This is a genomic window from Nonomuraea sp. NPDC047897 (assembly GCF_043204415.1).
Lineage (GTDB): Bacteria > Actinomycetota > Actinomycetes > Streptosporangiales > Streptosporangiaceae > Nonomuraea.
In genome coordinates, this window is record NZ_JBIDCC010000011.1 from 304806 (window position 1) to 326403 (window position 21598).

General features: G+C 74.0%; 18 protein-coding genes and 1 pseudogene. 10 read left to right on the forward strand and 9 right to left on the reverse strand.

The genetic code is table 11. From position 1 onward, the window contains the following. Window positions 1–11 precede the first annotated feature (11 nt). Window positions 12–980, reverse strand: coding sequence for a DUF5937 family protein (locus ACGF0J_RS25625; protein ID WP_393149511.1), 969 nt, complete (start codon window positions 978–980; stop codon window positions 12–14). Between the two features lie 59 nt (window positions 981–1039). On the opposite strand from ACGF0J_RS25625, the gene ACGF0J_RS25630 reads away from it, so the two are divergent. The 3 genes from ACGF0J_RS25630 to ACGF0J_RS25640 are packed head-to-tail and all read left to right on the forward strand — an operon-like array spanning window position 1040 to window position 5562. After that, on the forward strand, window positions 1040–2275 hold the full coding sequence (locus ACGF0J_RS25630) for an MDR family MFS transporter (RefSeq protein WP_393149512.1): 1236 nt from the start codon (window positions 1040–1042) through the stop codon (window positions 2273–2275). Between the two features lie 21 nt (window positions 2276–2296). Continuing rightward, window positions 2297–3736, forward strand: coding sequence for a BTAD domain-containing putative transcriptional regulator (locus ACGF0J_RS25635; RefSeq protein WP_393149513.1), 1440 nt, complete (start codon window positions 2297–2299; stop codon window positions 3734–3736). Window positions 3737–3792: 56 nt separating this feature from the next. Beyond that, a complete protein-coding gene (locus ACGF0J_RS25640; protein ID WP_393149515.1) occupies window positions 3793–5562 on the forward strand; it encodes an NAD+ synthase in 1770 nt (589 codons plus the stop codon). A gap of 35 nt (window positions 5563–5597) precedes the next feature. Here the strand turns inward: ACGF0J_RS25640 and ACGF0J_RS25645 are convergent, their stop codons facing one another. From ACGF0J_RS25645 to ACGF0J_RS25655, 3 genes are all read right to left on the reverse strand, one after another. Beyond that, window positions 5598–6200: a TetR/AcrR family transcriptional regulator gene (locus ACGF0J_RS25645; RefSeq protein ID WP_393149517.1), complete on the reverse strand. Its 603-nt coding sequence runs from the start codon at window positions 6198–6200 to the stop codon at window positions 5598–5600. Between the two features lie 7 nt (window positions 6201–6207). Beyond that, the gene (locus tag ACGF0J_RS25650; RefSeq protein ID WP_393149519.1) at window positions 6208–7758 is read right to left on the reverse strand and encodes an MFS transporter; all 1551 of its coding nucleotides are present in this window, start codon (window positions 7756–7758) and stop codon (window positions 6208–6210) included. Window positions 7759–7882: 124 nt separating this feature from the next. Then, window positions 7883–9100 carry an MFS transporter gene (locus ACGF0J_RS25655; RefSeq protein WP_393149521.1) on the reverse strand — a complete coding sequence of 406 codons (1218 nt, stop codon included), beginning with the start codon at window positions 9098–9100 and terminating at the stop codon, window positions 7883–7885. A gap of 135 nt (window positions 9101–9235) precedes the next feature. Between ACGF0J_RS25655 and panB the strand changes: the two genes are divergently transcribed. Then, on the forward strand, window positions 9236–10084 hold the full coding sequence (panB, locus tag ACGF0J_RS25660) for a 3-methyl-2-oxobutanoate hydroxymethyltransferase (protein ID WP_393149523.1): 849 nt from the start codon (window positions 9236–9238) through the stop codon (window positions 10082–10084). 84 nt (window positions 10085–10168) lie between these two features. On the opposite strand, the gene ACGF0J_RS25665 is transcribed toward panB, so the two are convergent. After that, entirely contained in the window at window positions 10169–11167 is a 999-nt protein-coding gene (locus ACGF0J_RS25665) for a threonine/serine dehydratase (protein ID WP_393149525.1), read from the reverse strand. 67 nt (window positions 11168–11234) lie between these two features. Further along, on the reverse strand, window positions 11235–12407 hold the full coding sequence (locus tag ACGF0J_RS25670; protein WP_393149527.1) for a trans-sulfuration enzyme family protein: 1173 nt from the start codon (window positions 12405–12407) through the stop codon (window positions 11235–11237). Between the two features lie 59 nt (window positions 12408–12466). Here ACGF0J_RS25670 and ACGF0J_RS25675 point away from each other — a divergent pair, with 59 nt between their 5' ends. The 6 genes from ACGF0J_RS25675 to ACGF0J_RS25700 all read left to right on the forward strand — a co-directional run bounded on the left by ACGF0J_RS25675 (window position 12467) and on the right by ACGF0J_RS25700 (window position 18367). Next, the gene (locus ACGF0J_RS25675; protein ID WP_393149529.1) at window positions 12467–13915 is read left to right on the forward strand and encodes a PLP-dependent aminotransferase family protein; all 1449 of its coding nucleotides are present in this window, start codon (window positions 12467–12469) and stop codon (window positions 13913–13915) included. 143 nt (window positions 13916–14058) lie between these two features. Continuing rightward, the gene (locus tag ACGF0J_RS25680) at window positions 14059–14790 is read left to right on the forward strand and encodes an alpha/beta hydrolase (RefSeq protein WP_393149531.1); all 732 of its coding nucleotides are present in this window, start codon (window positions 14059–14061) and stop codon (window positions 14788–14790) included. A gap of 45 nt (window positions 14791–14835) precedes the next feature. Continuing rightward, the gene (locus tag ACGF0J_RS25685; RefSeq protein WP_393149533.1) at window positions 14836–15723 is read left to right on the forward strand and encodes an ABC transporter ATP-binding protein; all 888 of its coding nucleotides are present in this window, start codon (window positions 14836–14838) and stop codon (window positions 15721–15723) included. Next, window positions 15720–16445 carry an ABC transporter permease gene (locus ACGF0J_RS25690; RefSeq protein WP_393149534.1) on the forward strand — a complete coding sequence of 242 codons (726 nt, stop codon included), beginning with the start codon at window positions 15720–15722 and terminating at the stop codon, window positions 16443–16445. The genes ACGF0J_RS25685 and ACGF0J_RS25690 overlap by 4 nt, the downstream gene beginning before the upstream one ends. Before the next feature lie 39 nt (window positions 16446–16484). After that, window positions 16485–17765: a histidine kinase gene (locus ACGF0J_RS25695; protein ID WP_393149535.1), complete on the forward strand. Its 1281-nt coding sequence runs from the start codon at window positions 16485–16487 to the stop codon at window positions 17763–17765. Then, window positions 17762–18367 carry a DNA-binding response regulator gene (locus ACGF0J_RS25700; protein WP_393149536.1) on the forward strand — a complete coding sequence of 202 codons (606 nt, stop codon included), beginning with the start codon at window positions 17762–17764 and terminating at the stop codon, window positions 18365–18367. Before ACGF0J_RS25695 ends, ACGF0J_RS25700 begins: the two co-directional genes overlap by 4 nt. Before the next feature lie 155 nt (window positions 18368–18522). Here ACGF0J_RS25700 and npdG read toward each other — a convergent pair. The 3 genes and pseudogenes from npdG to ACGF0J_RS25715 all read right to left on the reverse strand — a co-directional run. Continuing rightward, window positions 18523–19191: pseudogene (gene npdG, locus ACGF0J_RS25705) on the reverse strand (NADPH-dependent F420 reductase); the annotation flags it as partial. Between the two features lie 174 nt (window positions 19192–19365). After that, window positions 19366–20520: a lipase family protein gene (locus ACGF0J_RS25710; protein WP_393149537.1), complete on the reverse strand. Its 1155-nt coding sequence runs from the start codon at window positions 20518–20520 to the stop codon at window positions 19366–19368. Between the two features lie 250 nt (window positions 20521–20770). After that, a partial coding sequence (locus ACGF0J_RS25715) for an RNA-guided endonuclease InsQ/TnpB family protein (protein WP_393149538.1) occupies window positions 20771–21598 on the reverse strand: 828 nt, incomplete at its 5' end.

Consider the following 21598-nt stretch of genomic DNA (forward strand, 5'->3'; position numbering starts at 1 on the left):
CGGTGACCTCGTCAGCTCGCGGGGCAGGCCAGCGCGTCGCCCGTGGGGGTGCGGCGGTAGACGACGTCCTTGCCGACGCGCATCCCGACGGCCAGGCCGCTGCCCCTGAGCACGCCGAGGTGCTGGCTGACCGCGCCCGGCGTGAGCGCCATCCGGCGGGCCAGCGCGGAGGTGGTGCTCGGCTCGGCCAGCGCGAGCAGGATCTGCGCCCGGCTGCGGCCGATGAGGGCGGCCAGCGCGCCCGGCGCGGGCGGTGGCCCCTCCTCCCACAGCGTGCCGATCCCGCGCACCGGGTAGATGAGCGTCGACTGGTAGGGGGCCGACAGGACGGCCGTGGACGGCCAGTAGAAGGCGCTCGGCACCAGCAGCAGCCCGTCGCCGTGCAAGCCGTCGACCGAGCAGATCCAGGGCCGTTCGATGACGAGCCGCTCCCCCGTCCAGGCGACCGACGGGTCCAGCTCGGCGAACAGCTCACGCGCCCCGCCGCGCGCGAGCTGCCGCGACCTGCGCAGCACGTCGCGTTCGAGCAGCGCGTACACGCGCGGCCAGAACTCGGCGAAGCACTCCTCCCAGTACGTCCGCAGCGCCGCTGCCACGCGGGCGACGCCGGCCGCCGGGTCGCTCCTGAACCGTTCGACGGCCGCCGGGTCCTCGCTGACCACGCGCCCGGCCTCGTCGGCGGCCAGGGCGGGCGGCGCGTGCCGGACCCGGTCCAGCTCCTCGGCGAAGTCGGGCAGCGGCGTCTCGGGCGGCGGGGTGAGGAAGTCGGGCAGGTAGCCGGCCGGCGGGACGAGCGCGAGCAGCTCGGTGAGGTCGAGGCCGGCCAGGCGGGGGCGGACGGCCTTGATCCAGGGCAGGTGGACCGACTGCCTGGCCGGGTCGCGCAGCGTGCGCAGGCTGGCCACCAGCTCCCACAGCGGCGAGAACGCGAACCTGATCCGCGCCACGTCCTCCGGCTTCATCACCCAGGTCACGGCCATACCTTTTAGTGTGCCCTAAAAGGATCGCCCGCCGCCCGCGGGATCGGCACGCTGGCCGGGTGAGCAAGCCACTCGATGACACTCCCGGTCTCCTGCGTTCGGCGGTCGGCGGGCTGCCCCGCCCGTTCTGGGCCCTGTGGAGCGGCACCCTGGTCAACCGGCTGGGCACCATGGTCATGCCGTTCACCGGCGTCTACCTGACCCAGGCGCGCGGCATGTCGGTGGCCGCGGCCGGGCTGGTGATGGCGGTGTTCGGGGCGGGGTCGCTGCTCTCGCAGCTCCTGGCGGGGGTGCTGGCCGACCGGATCGGCCGACGGGTCACCCTGGCGGGCAGCATGGTGGCCACGGCGGCGACGATGCTGGCGCTGGGCTACAGCACGTCGCTGTTCGCCGTCACGGCGGCCATGTTCGTGCTCGGGCTGGTGATCGACGCCTACCGGCCCGCCTCGAACGCGCTGGTCGCCGACCTGGTGTCGCCGGCGGAGCGGCCGCGCGCCTACGGGCTGCTGTTCTGGGCGATCAACCTCGGGTACGCGGTCGGCATGACCGCGGGCGGCTGGCTGGCCGGGGTCGGGTTCCTCTGGCTGTTCTGGATCGACGCGGTCAGTTGCGTGGCGTTCGCGGTCCTGGTCTGGCGGGCGGTGCCGGAGACCCGGCCGGCCGGCCGCGAGGCCCGGGGCGGGTTCGGGCCGGTGCTCAGGGACCGGGTGATGATGGGCTTCACGCTGACCGTGCTCGGCAACACCTTCATGTACGCGCAGACGGTCACGATGCTGCCGGTCGCGATGACCAAGGTGGTGGGGCTGCCCACCGGCCAGTTCGGGCTCGTCATGGCGTTGAACGGGGTGCTGATCGTGCTCGTCCAGCCGCTGGTGTCGAGCCGGCTGGGCCGCTTCGACGCGTCCAGGGCCCTGGCGCTGGGCCTGGCCGTCATGGGGGCGGGCTTCGCGCTGACGGCGTTCGTCACCTCCGCCGCCGGGCTGGCGGCCACGATCGTGGTGTGGACCGCCGGGGAGATCGTCACCGCCGGCCTGGCGGGCACGATCGTCGCCTCGCTGGCCCCCGCCCACCTGCGGGGCCGCTACTCGGGCGTGTACGGCTTCGCCTGGTCGGCCGCCAGCGTCCTCGCGCCGCTGACCGGTGGCGCGCTGCTCGCGGCGGGGCCGGAGGCGCTGTGGTTCACCGTCGGCGGGGTGGGCGTCGCCTCGGCGGCGGGGATGCTCGCGCTCGGCCCGGCGATCCGCCGCCGGGCCGCCACCGGCCTGGCGGAACCGGCGACGCTGAGCACCGCCTGACGCTCTACGCTTACCCCTGCCATGCTGACATTCACCGCATTAGGCCCGTTCCAGGCCTGGGCCGGCGGCGCCTCCCTCGACCTCGGCGGCCAGCGCCAGCGGGCGGTGCTCGCGCGCCTGCTCGTGGCGGGCGGCCGGGCCGTGCCCGTGACCACCCTCATCGACGAGCTCTGGCCGGGCCGGCCGCCCGCGCAGGCGCTGTCCACCGTCCAGGGATATGTCTCCCGGCTGCGGCGCGCCCTCGAACCGGGGCGGGCGCCCCGCGAGGAGGCGGCCGTCCTGGTCTCGGCCGCGCCCGGCTACGCGCTGCGCGCCACGGTGGAGCAGGTGGACGCCTGGCGGTTCGAGGGCCTGGTCCGCTCCGACGGCGACCCGGCCGCGGTGTGGGCGGCCATGGACGCCGCGCTGGGGCTGTGGCGGGGGCCGGCGCTGGCCGAGTTCGCCGACCTGACGTGGGCGGTCACGGAGGCGGGGCGGCTGGAGGAGCTGCGGCTGGTGGCCGTGGAACGGCGGGCGGACGCGGGGCTGGCGCTCGGCCGGGCGACCGCGCTGGTGCCGGACCTGGAGGCGCACGCCTCGGCGTACCCGCTGCGTGAGGAGGCGTGGCGGCTGCTGGCGCTGGCGCTCTACCGGACCGGGCGGCAGGGCGACGCGCTGGGCGCGCTGCGCCGGGCGCGGAAGGTGTGGCGGGACGAGCTGGGGCTGGACCTGACGAGCGGGCTCCGCCGGCTGGAGGGCGACATGCTCGCCCAGCGGCTGGAGGAGCCGGCGGCGCCGCCCACGCCCGGCAGCCGCGGCGTGGCCCCCTTGCGGGTGCTGGTGGCCGACGACCAGGCGCTGGTGCGGGCCGGGCTGCGGACCGTCCTCGGCGACGAGGACGGCCTGGAGCCGGCCGGGGAGGCCGCCGACGGCGAGGAGGCCATCGCGGCCGTGCGCGCGAGCCGCCCCGACGTCGTGCTGCTCGACATCCAGATGCCCCGCCTGGACGGGCTGGCCGCGGCCCGGCGCATCCTCGCCGAGGACCGCCCGCCCAAGGTCATCGTGATGACCACGTTCGGCAGCGACGAGAACCTGTACGCGGCGCTGCGCGCCGGGGTGAGCGGGTTCGTGCTGAAGACCTCCCCGCCCGAGCAGCTCGTGGCCGCCATCCGGGCCGCCGCGGCGGGCGACGCGCTGATCGACCCGGCCGTGACGACCCGGCTGATCGCGGGCTTCGCGGGCACGCCCGACCCGGCCGGTCCCCCGGGCCTGGCCGGGCTGTCCGACGACCGGATCGACGTGCTGAAGCTGGTCGCCCGCGGCCTGACGAACCAGCAGATCGCGCGCACCCTCTGCCTGCCCGAGCCGGCGGTCGCCGACGAGGTGGGGGCGCTGCTGGCGCACCTCGGGCTCCTCGACCGGGCGCAGCTCGTCGTGACCGCCTACGAGTCGGGCCTGGTGACCCCGGGGTCCGCGATGTGAAGGACCCGCTCATCGCCGCTCGAACGACGAAAATCACCCCGTACTAGGCTGGTCGCGTGGCACACCTCCGCATTGCCCTGGCCCAGACCAACCCGACCGTGGGCGACCTCGCCGGCAACGCCGACAAGCTCCTCGCCTGGACGCGCGAGGCCGCCGAGCGCGGCGCGCACCTGGTGGTCTTCACCGAGATGTTCCTCACCGGCTACCCGGTCGAGGACCTCGTGCTGCGCACCTCGTTCGTGGACGCCAGCGTCAGGATTCTTGAGGAGACCGCGGTCCGGCTGCGCGAGGAGGGGCTCGGCGAGCTGCCGGTGGTGGTCGGCTACGTCGACCGGGCCGGCCTGGCGCCGCGCGTGGGCCAGCCGAAGGGCGCCCCGCTCGACGCGGCCGCCGTGCTGTGGCGCGGGGAGGTGGTCGCCCGCACGGCCAAGCACCACCTGCCCAACTACGGCGTGTTCGACGAGTACCGCTACTTCGTCCGCGGCGACCGGCTGCCGATCTTCCGGCTGCACGGGGTGGACGTGGCCGTCGCCGTCTGCGAGGACCTGTGGCAGGACGGCGGTCCCGTGGCCGTCGTCGGGCAGGCGGGCGCGGGGCTGCTCGTCGCGCCGAACGCCTCGCCGTACGAGAAGGAGAAGGACGACGTCCGCCTGGAGCTGTGTGCGCGCCGGGCGCGCGAGGCCGGCTGCGCGCTGGTGTACGTCAACCAGGTCGGCGGGCAGGACGAGCTGGTGTTCGACGGCGACTCGATCGTGGTGGACGCCTCCGGCGAGCTGGTGGCGCGGGCCGGCCAGTTCCGCGAGGAGCTGCTGACCGTCGACCTCGACCTGCCGGAGTCCGCGGCCGAGCCGGGCCGGTTCCCCCACGACGCGGGCGACGGCTCGACCATCACCGTGGACCGGATCGTGCTGTCGTCCGACCCCGTCGCCCCCTACCCGGCGGTGCCCGCCACCGTCGCCGACCGGCTCGACCTGGCCGCCGAGGTCTACTCGGCGCTGGTGCTGGCCGTACGCGACTACGTGGCCAAGAACGGCTTCCAGTCGGTGATCCTCGGCCTGTCCGGCGGGATCGACTCGGCGCTGACCGCCACCATCGCCGCCGACGCGATCGGCCCCGACCGGGTGCACGTCGTGCTGATGCCGTCGCGCTACTCCTCCGACCACTCCGTCCGCGACGCCGAGGAGCTCGTCCGCCGCCAGGGCCTCAACGCGCGGACCGTGCCGATCGCCGACATCGTCGACGCGTTCGAGAAGGAGATCGACCTGTCGGGCCTCGCGGCCGAGAACCTCCAGGCGCGCGTCCGCGGCATGATCCTCATGGGCCTGTCGAACGAGCACGGCCACCTCGTGCTGACCACGGGCAACAAGAGCGAGCTGGCCACCGGCTACTCCACGCTGTACGGCGACTCGGCGGGCGGCTTCGCCCCGATCAAGGACGTGCCGAAGACGATGGTGTGGGAGCTGTCCCGGTGGCGCAACGCGCACACCGACCCGTCGTTCCTGCTGCGCGCCGAGCGGCCGATCCCGGACAACTCCATCACCAAGGAGCCGAGCGCCGAGCTGCGGCCCGACCAGCGCGACACCGACTCGCTGCCACCGTACGAGGTGCTCGACCGGCTGCTTGACGACTACGTCGAGAAGGACATGGGCTCGCGGGAGCTGATCGCCGCGGGGCACGACCCGGAGCTGGTGACGCGGATCATCCGGCTGGTGGACGTGGCCGAGTACAAGCGCAGGCAGTACCCGCCGGGCCCGAAGATCACGCCGAAGAACTTCGGGCGCGACCGGCGGCTGCCCATCACCAACCGCTGGCGCGAGAGCACCTGAGACGGCCTCGCCCGGGCCCCCGCCGGCGGCGCGGGTCAGGCCGTGAGGCCCCGGAGGACGTGGTCGACGATGCGCCCGGGCAGGTCCTCGGGGAGTTCGCCCGCGGGCGCCCACTTGGAGTACCAGATCATGGCGCCCGACAGGAGGGCCATCCCCGTCTCGACGTCCAGGTCGGTCCGCAGCTCGCCGGTGCCGATGCCGCGCCGCAGCACCTCGCGCATGGCCTCCTTGCGCGGCTCGATGGCCACCTTCCGGAAGCGCTCCATCAGCGCGGGGTAGCGGTCGGCGTCGCTCATCATGACGTTCATGACGCAGCGCGTCCGGGACCGGCCCTTGTCCTCGCGCATCGCGTTGAGCAAGGTGGTCAGGTCGTCGCGCACGGACACTCCGGCGAGCCGCGGGAGCGGCGCCCTGAGCGTGGCGAGCGCGTCGGCGACCAGTTCCTCCTTGTTGGACCAGCGCCGGTAGATGGTGGTCTTGCCGACGCCCGCCCTCGACGCGATCGCCTCGATGGACAGCTCGGCGACGCCCATGCCGTCGCCGATCAGGTCGAGGGTCGCCTCGATGATCGCCTTCTCGGCCTTCTCGCTGCGGGGACGGCCCGCTGGGCGGGCCGTGACCGGTTCCTGGATCGTCATCGCGGCCTCACACTACCGCCGGTTCCTTGGCTTCAGCGTGCTGGACGGGCTTGGGCTTGCCCGGCATCCACTTGGCGACCACGGCGACGCCGGCCAGCGCGATCACCGCGGAGACCAGGGCCGTGACGTGCATGCCGTCGATGAAGGCGGCGAACGCCGGCCGGAGGAGGGCCTGGCCCTGCGCGCCGAGGCTCTCGGCCGCGCCGACCGTCGCCATGATCGACTCTCCGGCGGCGTGCCGGGCGTCGGCCGGCAGCGCGGACAGCGCCGGGGCGACCTCGCCCCGGTAGGTGGAGGACAGCACCGAGCCGAGCACGGCGACGCCGAGGGCGCCGGCGACCTGGCGGACGGTGTTGCTCATGGCCGAGCCGACGCCGGCCTTCTCCCTCGGCAGCGACTCCATGATCGCGGTCGTGGCGGGCGGCATGATGTTGGCCATCGCGGCGCCCTGGACGAAGAAGACGACCTCGATGAGCACGATGGGGGTGTTCGCGTCGAAGAGCGCGTAGCTCGCCAGCACCAGGGCGATCACCGTCATGCTGACCGTGGAGGCCAGCTTGGCGCCGAAGCGCTGGTTCACCCGCTGGCTGAGCGGCGCGAAGATGAGCTGCGCCGCGGCGAACGGGATCATCAGGGCCCCCGCCTGGATCGGGCTGAACCCCAGCACGATCTGCAGGTAGAAGGTGAGGAAGAACATCCCGCCCATCATCGCGAAGAAGACGATGCCCATCATGCCGATGGCCGAGGAGAAGCGGACGTTGGCGAAGCTGCGCACGTCGAAGATGGGGTGGTCGATGCGCCGCTCCCACCAGACGAAGACGGCCAGCACCGCCACGCCGATCAGCGACGGGACGTACACCTCGGGGCTGGTCACGGTGGCCAGTTCGCCGCCGCGGATGATGCCGTAGACCACGGCCACCAGACCGACGATGGACAGCAGCACGCCGACGGGGTCGAGCCGGGACGGCTTCGGGTCGCGCGACTCGGGCACGATCGTGGCGATGAGCGCCATGCTGATCAGCACGATGGGCACGTTGATCAGGAAGACCGAGCCCCACCAGAAGTTCTCGATGAGCAGGCCGCCGGTGACCGGGCCGATCGCCACGGCCAGGCCGACGCCGCCCGCCCAGATGCCGATCGCCTTGCCGCGTTCGGCGGGCGGGAAGATGTTGGAGATGATCGCCAGCGTGGCCGGCATGATGGCCGCGCCGCCGATGCCCATCGCCGCCCTGGCGAGGATCAACTGGGTCGGGTCCTGGGCGTAGGCGCTGGCCAACGACGACAGCCCGAACAGCGCCATGCCGATGAAGAGCATGCGCTTGCGGCCCGTGCGGTCGCCGATCACCCCGAAGGTGAACAACAGGCCGGCGAACACCAGCGTGTAGGAGTTGATCGCCCACTCCAGCTCGCTCTGGGTCGCCCCGAGGCCCTGCACGGGGTCGGCGATGGTCTTCATCGCCACGTTGAGGATGGTGTTGTCGAGGACGACCGCCAGCAGGCTGAACACCAGCACGCCGAGGATCGTCCACCGGCGCGGGTGGCCTGTGTCCGTGTTCATGGGGACCCTTCAATATCGATACGCCAAAGTTTCGCAACAGGACCGTATCGCATACTATTCCGATACGCAACAGCACCGTTTCGGAATCCCGGCACCCGGTGGCGTCAGGCCGCCGACGGGCGCGTCAGCCCGCCGCGACCTTCACCGGCGGCTCCTCGGCCACGCGGACCGGCTCGGCGGCTGGACGCCGGCGCCAGAACGGCAGCGCCACCGCCGCCATGGCCACGCTGACCGCCCCCGCGCCGGCGAACGCCCAGGCCGGCCCGTGGGAGTCGATGATCAGCCCGGCCAGGGGGGCGGACGCCGCCCCGCCGATGAGCAGGGCCGTGCCGTGGAACCCCATCGCCTCCCCCCGCGCCGCGGCGGGCACCCAGCGGCTCACCGTGTCGACCGTGGACGACAGCGCCGGCGCGCACAGCACCCCGGCGGGCAGCAGCGCCAGCACCAGCCACCGCCAGTCACCGCCGGCCAGGCCCACCGGCACGGTCAGCAGTCCCATCGCCGCGACGAGGACGAGCGGCGAGGCGCCCCGGCTCAGCCCGCCGTACACGAACCCGCCGATCAGGGAGTAGACGCACCAGATGCCCACGGCGAGCCCCACCCACGCGGTCTGCCCGCTCCGCTCCATGGTGCCGACCAGCGCCAGCTCGGTCGCGGTGAGCACGAACGTGGCCGAGGCCGCCATGCCCAGGACGAGCACGAAGCCGGGCCTCAGCCACTGACGCCTCGGCACCCGCGCCGCGGGCTCGGCGCGCTCCTCGGCGGAGCGGACCGGCGGGTCGAGCACGATGAGCGCGAGCCCCGCCAGGGTCGTGCCGGCCGCGATGACACCCAGCGTCGGGCCGCTGCCCAGGATCGTCATCCCGGCCACGGCCAGTGCCGGGCCGGTCATGTAGGACAGCTCCACGAGCATCGAGTCGAGGGAGAAGCCCATGCGGCGCTGCTCCGGCGGCACCATGGCCGCCAGGCACTGCCTGATCACGCTGAACACCGGCAGCGCCAGCAGCCCGGCGACCGCCGCCGCGCCGACCAGCACCGGATAGGGCAGCGCCCAGGCGCACGACCAGAAGACCGCCTGGGCGACGGTCGTCACGGTGAGCACGGGCCGCAGACCGTGGCGATCGACGAACCTCCCCGACAGCGGCGAGCCCACCGCCATGCCGACGGTGCTCGCCGCGGTGACGAGCCCGGCCTTGCCGAAACCCAGCTCCAGACTCTGGACGACGTGCAGCGTGAGCGCCATGCCCATCGCGGTGGACGGGATGCGGGCCAGCAGCCCCACGAGCAACAGCATCCGCAGACCGGGAAGCCTGAGCAGGCGCCGGTAAGGTTCGATGGACATGTTGATTAATTACCTCCCCGCCTATTCTGGCAAGGAGGACCGACAGTTTCGCCACCGAGTTTCGCGGGTGGCATCATCGGAGGAGTCCGGGGACGCCACTGGGGCGCCTCGAGACCTTTTCCCGGAGGGTCGATCATGTCCTCTTCCACCATCCCCCCGAACACCGGCGCGCTCTACGGCGGCATCGCGGGTCGCAGGGTGACCGTCCGCGACATCGCGGCCGCCAAGGAGCGCCACGAGAAGTGGCCCGTGCTCACCGCCTACGACGCGATGACGGCCCGGGTGTTCGACGAGGCGGGCATCCCCGTCCTGCTCGTCGGCGACTCCGCTGCCATGGTCGTGTACGGCTACGACTCCACGGTGCCCGTCACCGTCGAGGACCTGCTGCCGCTGACCGCCGCGGTCGTCCGGGGCTCCTCGCGGGCCCTCGTCGTGGCCGACCTGCCGTTCGGGTCCTACCAGGCGTCGCCGGAGCAGGCGCTGGCGTCGTCCGTCCGCTTCCTGAAGGAGGCCGGCGCGCACGCGGTCAAGCTGGAGGGCGGACGGCGGGTCCTGCCCCAGGTGGAGACCCTGGTGTCGGCGGGCATCCCCGTCATGGGCCACCTGGGTCTCACGCCGCAGTCGGTGAACGTGCTCGGCGGCTACCGCGTCCAGGGACGCGGCGAGTCCGGCGAGGAGCTCATGAAGGACGCCAAGGACCTGGAGCGGGCCGGGGCCTTCGCGGTGGTGCTCGAATGCGTGCCCGCCGACCTGGCCGAACGGGTCACCACGTCGCTGTCCGTCCCGACGATCGGCATCGGCGCCGGGCCGGGCACCGACGCGCAGGTCCTGGTCTGGCAGGACTTCATGGGTCTCACGCCGCGGCCGGCCAGGTTCGTCAAGCGCTACGCCGACCTCGGCGGCGACCTGGACCGCGCCGCCCGCGCCTTCGCCGCCGACGTGGCCACCGGCGTCTTCCCGGCTCCGGAGCACACCTACACCTGACCCGGGCGTCACGCCGGGACGCGCCGCTCCCGGGGCGGCCCGCGTCCCGGTGACGGTCAGCCGGTGGCGGTCAGCCGGTGGCGGTCAGCCGGTGGTGAGCGTGGCCGGGTCGGTGTTGGAGCCGCAGATCACGACCACGACGCGCTCCCCCCGCGCGGGAACGTACGCGCCCGACAGCAGTGCCGCGTACGCGGTGGCGCCCGCGTGCTCGGCCACCACGCGGTGTCGCTGCCAGAGGGCGCGGCGGGCGGCGACGATGGCGTCATCCGTCACGAGAAGGCCGCGCACCCCGGCTTCGGCGCAGATGTCGTAGGCCGCCCGGCCGAGCCGGCTGGCGCCGAGCGCGTCGGCCGCGACCCCGGCGACCTCCACCTGCACCGGCCCGCCCGCCCGCAGGGCCGCGTGCAGCGTGGGGATGCGCTCCGGCTCGACGGCGACGATCCGCGGCACGGGCCGCGGGCCGGTGGGCACGGGCTGCGGATCGGTGGGCACGGGCTGCGGGCCGGCGGGTGGGGTGGCGGAGGGCAGGGCGCCGGTGCCGACGGTGATGCCGGCAACGAGGCCGCCGCCGCCCACCGCCACCAGGACCGTGTCGACGCCGCCGGTCTGGGCGACGATCTCCAGGCCGGCGGTGCCCTGACCGGCGATCACCTCGGGCTGGTCGTAGGCGTGCACCTGCAGCGCCCCCGTCGAGGCGGCGCGCTCGGCCGCGGCCTGTGCCGCCTCCGCGTAGACGGCGCCCGTCCGGCGGATCTCGGCGCCGAGGGCGCGGATGCCGGCGACCTTCACCGGGCTCGTCACCTCGGGCACGAAGATCTCGGCCCGGACGCCGAGGGCGCGGGCCGCGTAGGCGACGGCCATCCCGTGGTTGCCGCCGCTGGCGGCGATCACCCCGGCGTCCGGCAGCCGCCCTGCCGACAGGATCCGGTTGAACGCCCCGCGCACCTTGAACGACCCCGAGTGCTGCAACTGCTCCAGCTTCAGGAACAGGCCGGGCGAGGTCTCCAGCACCGGTGTGCGCAACACGTGGTCGGCGATCCTCCGGGCCGCGCCGGCCACGTCCTCGTACGTCACGGTCTCCACGCACGCCCCCCGCGTCCTCCGCCGGAATCCGCCGGAATCCGTCGGAGTCCGGCTCAGGGCACGCATGCTATGCCAGTGCCTGTTCGATGTCGGCCCACAGGTCCTCGGGGTGCTCGATGCCCACGGCGATCCGGACGGTGCCCTCGCCGATGCCGTGCCGGGCCAGTTCGTCGGCGCTGAGCGAGCGGTGCGAGGTGGTCGCCGGGTGCAGGGTGAGCGTCTCGACGCCGCCGAGCGAGGGGGCCAGCAGCGCCAGCCGTACCGAGCTCATGAACCTCTCCCCCGCGGCGCGCCCGCCCGCCAGGTCGAACGAGAACACGCCGCCGAAGTCCGGCAGCAACTTGCCGGCGATCTCGTACGACGGGTGCGACGGCAGCCCGGGCCAGTGCACGGCGGTGACCGCCGGGTGCTCGGCGAGCCGGGTGGCGAGCAGGCGGGCGTTGGAGCAGTGACGCTCCATCCGCAGGGCGAGCGTCTGCATGCCGCGCAGCGTGAGCCAGGCGGCGAACGGGTCGGCCGAGGCGCCCAGCTCGATCGCGTAGTGCCACACCTTCCGGTACAGCTCGCCGGTGGCGAACACGGCGATCCCGCCGACCACGTCGGTGTGGCCCGACAGGTACTTGGTCGTCGAGTGGACGACGATGTCGGCGCCGTGTTCGACGGGCCGGCAGAGCAGGGGCGTGGCGAAGGTGTTGTCCACCACCGACACCAGGCCCAGCTCCCGCGCCGCCGCGCACATGGCGGGCAGGTCGGCCACCAGGGTCATCGGGTTGGAGATGGTCTCCAGGTAGACGAGTTTCGTCTCGGGCCGGACGGCGGCGCGCAGCGCGTCGGGATCGTGCTCGGGGACGTGGGTGACGGTGACGCCGAACCTGGCGACCAGGTCGTTGAGCGCCGCCGCCGTGCCGCCGTACAGGGACCTCTGGGCGATGAGGTGGTCGCCGGGCTGGAGCAGGCCGAGCAGCACCGTGTTGATGGCGCCCATGCCCGATCCCGTGGCGACCGCGCCGGCGCCGCCTTCCAGGTCCGACACCGCCTGTTCCAGGGAGCGCACGGTGGGGTTGCTGTACCGGCCGTACACGAACGGACCGTCGGGCCGGCCCATCGCGTCCGCCATCACGGCGGGGTCGTCGAAGACGAACCCCGAGGTCTGGTAGAGCGGCATGGTGATCGGGCGGCTCTGCTCGACGGGCGGCTGGGGCAGGTGGACGGTCCGGGTTTCGGGACGGAGTGGGGTCATGTCACCAGGATGGCCAGAAAATGTGCTGGATGTCAGAGCCAATGACGCACAATTGGTTCATGAATGGGGCCAATATGGATGACCTGGTCGATCTGCTGGGGCGGTGGGCGTCCGGCCGCGGGCCGCTGTACCTGCTGCTGGCGGCCCGGCTGCGAGCCCTGATCGACGACGGGGTGCTCGCACCGGACACCACGCTGCCGCCCGACCGGGCGCTGGCGCGGCGGCTGGCCGTGGCCCGGGGGACCGTGGTGGCGGCGTACGAACTGCTGCAGCAGGAGGGCCGGGTCACCCGGCGCCAGGGCAGCGGCACCAGGGTCGCCCCGATGGAGCTGCCGGCGACGAGGACGGCCGACGGCGTGGTCGCCAACCCGCTGTTGCAGCACATCCTGCACCCGCCGGACGGCGTGCGGCTGCTCACCTGCGCCGCCCCCTACGGCCCCCCGGCCGAGCTGCTGGAGGCCTACCAGGAGGCCGCCGGGCGGCTCTCGTCCAGGTCCGACCTGGGCTACCACCCGGCGGGCCTCGCGGAGCTGCGCGAGGAGCTGGCCGCCTACTACCGCGGTCGGGGGCTGCCCACGACCGCGTCGGAGATCCTCGTCACCACGGGGGCGCAGCAGGCGCTGACGCTGCTGACGGGGCTGCTGGTGTCGCCCGGCGACACCGTGCTCACCGAGTCGCCCACGTACCCGGGGGCACTGGAGGTGTTCCGGCACGCGGCCGCGGTGGTGCGGCCGCTCTCCCTGGCCGGGCCCGGCGGGGCGCTCGCGGGAGCGGACCTGGCACGGGAACGGGCCGCGCTGGTCTACGCGGTGCCGACCGCGAGCAACCCGGCCGGCTCCGTCATGGCGGCCGGCGACCGCAGGCGGCTGGCGCGGCTGGCCGCCGAGCACGACGTCCCGCTGATCGACGACGAGGTGTGCGCCGAACTGTGTTTCTCCGGCGAGACCCCGCCGCCCGTGGCCAGCTATGCCGCGGGCGAGCAGGTGATCACGGTCGGGTCGCTGAGCAAGCTGGTGTGGGGCGGGCTGCGGATCGGCTGGATCCGCGCCTCGGCCCCGCTGATCTCCCGCCTGGCGCGGCTGCGCGCCGTGCACGACCTGGGCGGCGAGACGCTGGGCCAGCTCGCCGCCGCGGCGCTGCTGCGGCGGCTGGAGGAGATCCGGCCGGCGCGGGTGCGGGCGCTGCGCGAGGGGCACGACCACCTGTGCGCGCTGCTGCGCGAGCACCTGCCGTCGTGGTCGTTCCAGCCCGCGCTCGGCGGCCAGACGCTCTGGGTACGGGTGCCGCGCGGCGACGTGGACTCCTTCTCGCAGGTGGCGCTGCGGCACGGGGTGGCGGTGCCGCCCGGCCGGGCGTTCGACCCGCTCGGCGGGCACGCCGAGCACACGCGGCTGCACTTCCTGTTCGGCCGGGAGGAGCTGTCGGCGGCGGTGCGCGACCTCGCAGCCGCCTGGCAGGCCTACGACGGCACCCGGCGGGCGGCGTCACGGCACGCCCTCATCGTCTGACATCTCCTGACACCCTCGTCGTCCGGCGCTGCCTCCAGGTTTGGGCGCTTTGCCTCGGATGCCGGGGCTCCAGCACGGCTCGGGCGGTCCGCCCTGAGCTGACACGGCCGCCGGTGCTCGCGGGGTTGCGCCAGCCTTGAGGCATGACGACGACCTTCCTGCTCGTGCACAGCCCGGCCGTGGGGCCCGCGACCTGGGCGCCGGTCGCGGCTGCGCTGGAACGCCGGGGGCACGCGGCCGTGGTGCCCGACCTGACGCGGGTGACGTCCGGCGGCCCGCCCTACTGGCCGCGCGTGGTGGAGGCCGTACGAGCGGCGGCGGAGTCGCCCCACGACACGCAGCACGACACGCAGCACGGGACACGGCCCGCGCGGCCGGTCGTGCTGGTCGTCCACAGCAACGCGGGCCTTTTCGCCCCGGTGGTCAAGGAGGGTCTCGGCGACCGGGTGGTGGCGTGCGTCTTCGCCGAGGCCCGCCTGCCGCCCCGGGCCGGTCTGGTGCCGGCGGCCGAGGAGGGTTTCCTGCCCTTCCTGCGCGACCTGGCGGGCGAGGGCGAGGTGCTGCCCCGGTGGACCGACTGGTGGAGCGAGGCGGACGTCGCGGTGTTGCTGCCCGACCCGGCCGTGCGGGCCGCGGTGGTGGCCGAGCAGCCGCGGCTGCCGCTCGCCTACTACACGCAGCCGGTTCCGGTGCCGGCGGGCTGGGACGACGTGCGGTGCTCGTTCCTGTGGTACGGCCCGCCGTACGAGGAGGTGGCGCGGGAGGCGGGGCGGCGCGGCTGGCCCGTGAGGCGGGTGCCCGGCGCCCACCTGCACCAGGTCGTCGATCCGGAGGCGGTCGCCGAGGCGCTGCTCATGCTGTCGCGCAGGTCGTGAATTCTTCACTGTCCGCCTGCGCCGCGTCCCGGCAGAGTCGTGGGCATGACAGCGATCCAGGTGGACGGGCTCAGGAAGAGCCATGGCGGGTTCGAGGCGGTGCGCGGCATCTCGTTCGAGGTGGCCGCCGGAGAGATCTTCGCCCTGCTGGGCCGCAACGGCGCGGGCAAGACCACGACGGTCGAGGTGCTGGCGGGCTTCCAGCGGCCCGACGCGGGCACCGTCCGGGTCCTCGGCCTGGACCCGGTGACCGACCGCGCGGCGGTGCGGCGGCAGCTCGGCGTCATGCTGCAGGAGGCCGGGTTCTTCCCCGACCTGACGGTCGCGCAGACCGTCGACACCTGGCGTGACTTCACCGCGGCCGCCCGGCCCCGCGAGGAGGCCCTGGAACTGGCCGGCCTCACGGCGAAGGCCGGCACCAGGGTTCGTCAGCTCTCGGGGGGCGAGAAGCGGCGGCTCGACCTGGCGCTGGCCCTGCTGGGCAGGCCCGACGTGCTGTTCCTGGACGAGCCGACCTCCGGGATGGACCCGCAGGCCAGGCGCGACACCTGGGAGGTGGTGCGCGGCCTGGCGGGGCGCGGCACGGCGGTCCTGTTGACCACCCACTACCTCGACGAGGCACAGCGGCTGGCCTCCGCCATGGCGATCATGGACGCGGGCGAGATCGTCGCCTCCGGCGGGATGGCCGAGACCCTGGCCGCGCGCAGCGGCCGGGTCGCCTTCCGGCTGCCCGCCGGCGTCGACCCCGCCGACCTGCCCCTGCCCGTGTCCCTGGAGGGCGGGCAGGCCGTGTGCCGGGCCGAGGATCCCGACCTGGCGGCGCAGACGCTGCTCGGCTGGGCCGCCGAACGCGGCCTGCGGCTGGCGGGCCTGGAGGTCCGCACGGCCACGCTGGAGGACCTCTTTCTCGACCTGCCCAGGAGCGCCCGATGACCCTCGCCGCCACCTACCGCCTCGGCACCCGGCTGTTCTGGCGCGACCGCGCCATGCTGGTCGCCTCCGTGGTGACCCCGATGGGGATCGGGATCGGGCTGCCGCTGCTCATGCGACACGTACGAGCCGACGGGGCGGCAGCCGCCGCCCAGCTCTTCCCCGGCACCATCGCGATCATGCTGGCGATCACCGCGTTCATGAACATCAACGTCGCCCTGGCCACCCGACGCGACCAGCTCGTGCTCAAGCGCCTGCGGACGACCACGCTGACCGACGGGCAGATCCTGGTGGGCCAGATCGCCAGCACGGTCACCCAGACCGTCGTGGTGATCGCTCTGTGCACGGTGACGGTGCGGTTCGTCGCCGACGTGCCGTTCCCCGCGAACCCGCTGCTGTTCGCCGGGGCCGCCGTGGTGGGCTCCGCCGTGATGGCGACGCTCGGGGCCGCCTACACGGCCGCGGTGCCGCGGGCCGAGCTGTCGGCCGCCGCCTGCATGCCGGTGTTCCTGCTGTGCGGCGTCGGGGCGGGCGCGATGGGGCCGATCCTGGAGGTGCTGCCCTCGTGGGTGGGCTCGCTGTTCGGCCTGCTGCCCACAGCGGGGGTGGTGGACGCCATGCGCGACGGGGCGGTGGCCGGTCCCGCCGCGAACCTCGCCGGGTGGACGGTCGTCGCACTGGTCGCGCTGCGGCTGTGGTTCCGCTGGGAACCCCGCAGGTCATGAGCGGCGCAATTCGGTCATATCCGCCATAATGACCAGGCCATGGCCTCCTCCTCCGCGCGGCGGCTCGCCCGCATGCTGATCATCGCCGTCTCGGTCGCGTACACCCTCATCGGGCTGCTGTACTTCGCGGTGTCCCCCCGCAACGGCCTGCTGGCGACCGGCGCGATCCTCGGCGTGGTGGCGACCCACGCGCTCAACATGCGGGCCGGCCTGCGCGATGCGCGGCCGCCGCTGTTCCCGCTGACGCTCGTGCTGCAGGCCGTCGCCACCTATCTGCCCGACCTGCTGCTGCCGGGCGGCTGGTCGGGCGTCGCCGCGCCCATGCTGGCCGGGGCCGTGCTGGTGGCGCTGCCGTTGCGGCTCGCCGGGCCGCTGGTCGCGTTCATGACGCTCTACAGCACGAGCGGGGTCCTGGCCGTCTCGGGGAACGCCGTGGTCGCGCTGTTCTACGGCCTCACCGTGCCCGTCACCGGCGCCATGATCTACGCCCTGGTCCGGCTGGCGCGCGTGACGTACGAGCTGGAGCAGGCCCGGGCCGAGCTGGCGGAGGCGGCGGTGCTGAAGGAGCGGTTGCGCATCTCCCGTGACCTGCACGACGGGCTCGGCCGCAGCCTCACCGCCATCGCGCTCAAGGGAGACCTGGCCCGCCGCCTCATGGACCGTGACCCCACGGCCGCGGGCGCGGAGGTGGGCGAGCTGGTGGAGGTCGCCAGGGAGGCGGTTCAGGACGTGCGGCGCGTGGCCCGCGGCTACCGGGAGCTGTCACTGGCGGGCGAGGCGGACCGGGCCGTGGCGCTGCTGGAGTCGGCGGGCGTGGCGTGCCAGGCGCATCTGGCCGACGTTCCGCTGCCCAGGCGGTCGGAGGAGGCCCTAGCCTGGGCCGTGCGCGAGGCCGTCACGAACGTGCTGCGCCACAGCACCGCCACCACCTGCGCGATCAGCACGTCCGTGCGCGACGGAACCGTCCGGCTCCTGGTGGTCAACGACGGCGTCCCCGCCACCGTTCCGCGACCCGGCCGCCCCGCACCGGACACACACGACCCCGCACCTCGCCCCTCCGGCCCCCCGACGGACGCGGACGACCCCGCAGCTCACCCCTCCCCCGCCACCACGGACACGCACGACCCCGCGCGGCACCCGTCCGGCGCCGCGACGGACGGGACCGGGGCTGTGCCGGAGGGGCGGGACACCGCGGAGGCGGTGCGGCGCGGAGGCGGGCTGACCGGACTGGCCGAGCGCGCCGCGCAGGCCGGTGGCCTGCTGGAGGCGGCGCCCACGGGCACCGGCGGATTCCGGCTGGCGGTGGAGGTTCCGGCATGATCAGAGTGCTGCTGGCCGAGGACATGCACATGATCAGAGCCGCGCTGTCGGCCCTGCTGCGGCTGGAGCCGGACTTCGAGATGGTCGCGGAGGTCACGCGCGGCGACGAGATCGTCCCGGCGGCGCTCTCCGCACGGCCCGACGTCGCGATCCTGGACATCGACCTGCCGGTGGTGGACGGCATCACCGCAGCAGCCGAGCTGCGTGCCCGGCTGCCGTCGTGCCGGGTCCTCGTGCTGACCGCCCTGGGACGGCCCGGCCAGGTGCGGCGGGCGCTGGCGGCGGGCATCGAGGCGTTCCTGGTGAAGGACGCGCCGGGCGAGCGGCTGGCCGACGCGGTCAGGCGGACCGCCGCCGGACTGCGGGTGCTGGACGGCAAGCTGGTGTCCGCCGCCCTGGAGTACGGGGAGAGCCCGCTGACCCCGCGCGAGACGACGGTCCTGCGGGAGGCGGCGCGCGGCGCGTCGGCCGAGGAGATCGCCGCCCGCCTGCACCTGTCGGCCGGTACGGTGCGCAACTACCTGACGGGCGCGATCACCAAGACCGGCGCCCGCAACAAGCTCGACGCCGTCCGCATCGCCGAGGACGCCGGCTGGCTCTGACCACCCCGCGCCGCCTCCCGGCACCGGGGCGACCGGCGCAGGACGGTGGACACGACACCGGTGCCGGACGGTGGACACCGGTGCAGGACGGTGAAGCCGCCGGCGGCCGCCGGACGACCGGCAGGGGGAAGGGTGGCCGGCAGGGGCGATGGAGGTCAGACGTCGGTGACGCGGATGCCGGCGTGCGCCTTGTGGCGGCGGTTGATCGAGATGATGTTGGCCGTCAGCGCCTCCACCTGGAAGGCGTTGCGCAGCCGCCCGCCGTAGACGCCCCGGACGCCCGGGATGACCGACGCCAGGGCCTGCACCAGGTCGGTCGCCTCCCGGTCGTCACCGAGGACGAGCACGTCCAGGTCCACCTTGTCCACCGACGGGTCCATGAGCAGCACGGCCGACACGTGGTGGAACGCCGCCACCACCCGGCTGTCGGGCAGCACGGCGGCGGCCTGCTGCGCGGCGCTGCCCTCCTCGACGGGCAGCGCGTAGGCGCCCTGCTTGTCGAAGCCGAGCGGGTTCACGCAATCGACGACGATCTTCCCGGCCAGTTCGGCGCGCAGCGACTCCAGCAGCGCCTTGTGCCCCTCGTACGGCACCGCGACGATCACGATGTCGGCTTCGGCCGCGACCTGGGCGTTGGCCGCCCCCCGCGCGCCGGATCCGACGGAGTCGGCCGCTTCCTGGGCGCGCTGGGCGTTGCGCGACCCGATGAGGACGGTGTGGCCGGCCAGCGCGAACCTCCTCGCCAGCCCTTTGCCCTGGTCCCCGGTGCCGCCGAGGATGCCGATGGAAAGCCCGTTAACGTCAGTCATACCCCGATGATGCCAGCCGCCGGCCCGGCCGCCCGCCGCGGGACGGCGGGACGGCCGCCGCGGGCCACCGGGCTCGGTGGTGACGGCCCGGGCCCGGCGGTGCCGGACTGGAGCCCGGCGGTGCCGGTCCGGCCCGGTTGTTACGGTCCGGGCGCGGCGACCGCGCGCCGGCTCAGCAGGTGCGGCGGTTCAGCAGTTGCCGAACGCGGGCAGGCCCAGCAGGCGTAACGTCAGCCATTCGATGGCCAGCGGCCCGCCCTCGACGGCGCCGGTCACGTGGTCGGGCGCCGGCAGCGACACCCACCGCGTGTTCACGCCGGCCCGGCAGTACTCCGAACGCAGGGTCTGCCCCACCGCGTACGGGATGATCTGGTCGCCCCGCGCGTGGTAGAGGAACATCGGGACCCGCGGTGGCAGCGCGCCGAGCCGGTTCGCCGTCAGGCGGGCCTGCCACTTGGGCTGGTTGAGCAGGTCCACGGGGCTGAGGTCGGAGAAGCGCAGCCCCGCGAGCTTGTCGAGGTCGCCCACGCAGTCGTCGGCGGCGTCCGCCATGAGCGCCCGGCCCCGCTCGTTCAGGTCGGCCTCCAGGTCCAGCTCGGGATAGGCCGCGTCGAACCCGACGCCGGCCGCCGCGGCCAGGCCGAAGTCGGGCCCGCCCTCCAGGTGGGTGGCGACGGCGCTCAGGTCCGCGGGCACGCCGCCGGCGGCCGCGCCCTTGAGCCGGAGGTCGGGTGCGTACGAGGGCTGGAGCTGCGCCGCCCAGCCGGCCGACGCGCCGCCCTGCGAGTAGCCCATGACGGCCACCGGCGCGGAGGCGGACAGGCCCGAGCCGGGGACGCGGACGGCGGCCCTGATGGAGTCGAGCACGGCGTGGCCCTGCGAGATGCCGGCCATGTAGGTGTGGGTGCCGGGCGTGCCGAGACCCTCGTAGTCGGTGACCACCACCGCGAAGCCCTTGAGCAGCAGGAGGCTGACGAACGCCAGCTCCGCCTCGCGGCCCTCCCGCATGCTGGCCGACGGGGCGCACTGGTCGCCGAGGCCGTGGGTGCCGGTGGCGTAGCCGACGATGGGCCGCTTGCCGAGGGCGTAGGACGCCTTGGGCACGAGCAGGGTGCCGGACACGGTGTTCGGCGCTCCGGTGGCGGAGGTGGAGCGGTAGAGCACGTGCCAGGTGTTGACGGGCACCTCCAGCAGCTTGCCGGGCAGGAGGTAGACGGTGGTGGGCCGGGCGGAGACCACGTCTCCCGCCCCGGCCGCCCGGGCCGGCGTCGCGCCGGCGGACACGGCGAGCGACGCGAGGAGCAGAAGGATCGAGAACATGCTGACGCGGACACGAAGGGTCATGTGCCGCCCCTCTCCAGGGGATCGCTGTGGGAGGCCGGCGGCGCCGCGCCCCGATCGTTACCCGGCGGTAACCAGCTGTCAAGGCCCGGAATGACAGCGAACCTGGCCATCGGTCAGGCGAGGGGCGAAAGCACCACCGGAGCCGCACCGGTCGTGCACTATGGGTCCGTGGGCCCCCTCCGGGGGGCGGGCCGGTCGACACGGGAGGTCGCTGGTGACTCCTCCGCTCCCTGAAGGGAGCGGCTTCTCACTAAGCCGCTTGCGCGGCCTGGCGAAGGGCAAGCCCTGCCCTCAGGATGTTGGTCGCCGCGTTCACGTCGGCGTGCGCCCGGTGCCCGCATCCCGTACAGGCGAACGCGGCCTGGGTGAGACGGTTCTCCTTCGCCACGTGCCCGCAGCGCGAGCACGTGCGGGAGGTGTTGCGGGGATCGACTGCGATCAGCTCTCGACCGGCGCTTTCAGCCTTGTGCGCGAGGATCGTCAGGAACACCCCCCAACCCGCGTCGAGAATCGAACGGTTGAGCCCGGCTTTCTGCGCGACGTTACGGCCAGGTGCGTCGATCGTGCCGGACGCCGAGCGGGTCATGTGGGTGATCCGCAGGTCCTCGTGCACGATCACGTCGTAGTCGCCGACCAGGGCGAGCGCGGCCTTGTGCGCGCGGTCCACCCGCTGGCGGCGGACCTTGGCGTGCAACGCCGCCACCCGGGCCACGGCCTTACGCCGACGCTTGGACCCGCACTTCTTCCTGGCGAGATCTCGCTGAGCCGATGCCAGACGGCCGGCGCAGGCGGCCAGGTGCCGCCGGTTGTCGATATGGTGGCCGTCGCTGGTCGTGACCAGCGAGGCGACACCCAGGTCGACCCCCGCGACCGCACCCGTGACGGGCAGGGCCTCGGCGGGCACGTCGTCGCACGACAGGACGACGTACCAGCGGCGGCCTTCACGCTTGACGGCGATCGTCTTCACCCGGCCCTTGACCGGGCGGTGCTGGTGCACCCGGACGTGGCCGACGCCCTGAAGGCGCACGAACGTGGCGGCCGGATGCTCGGGCTGGGAATCCCACCGGCAGCCGTCACC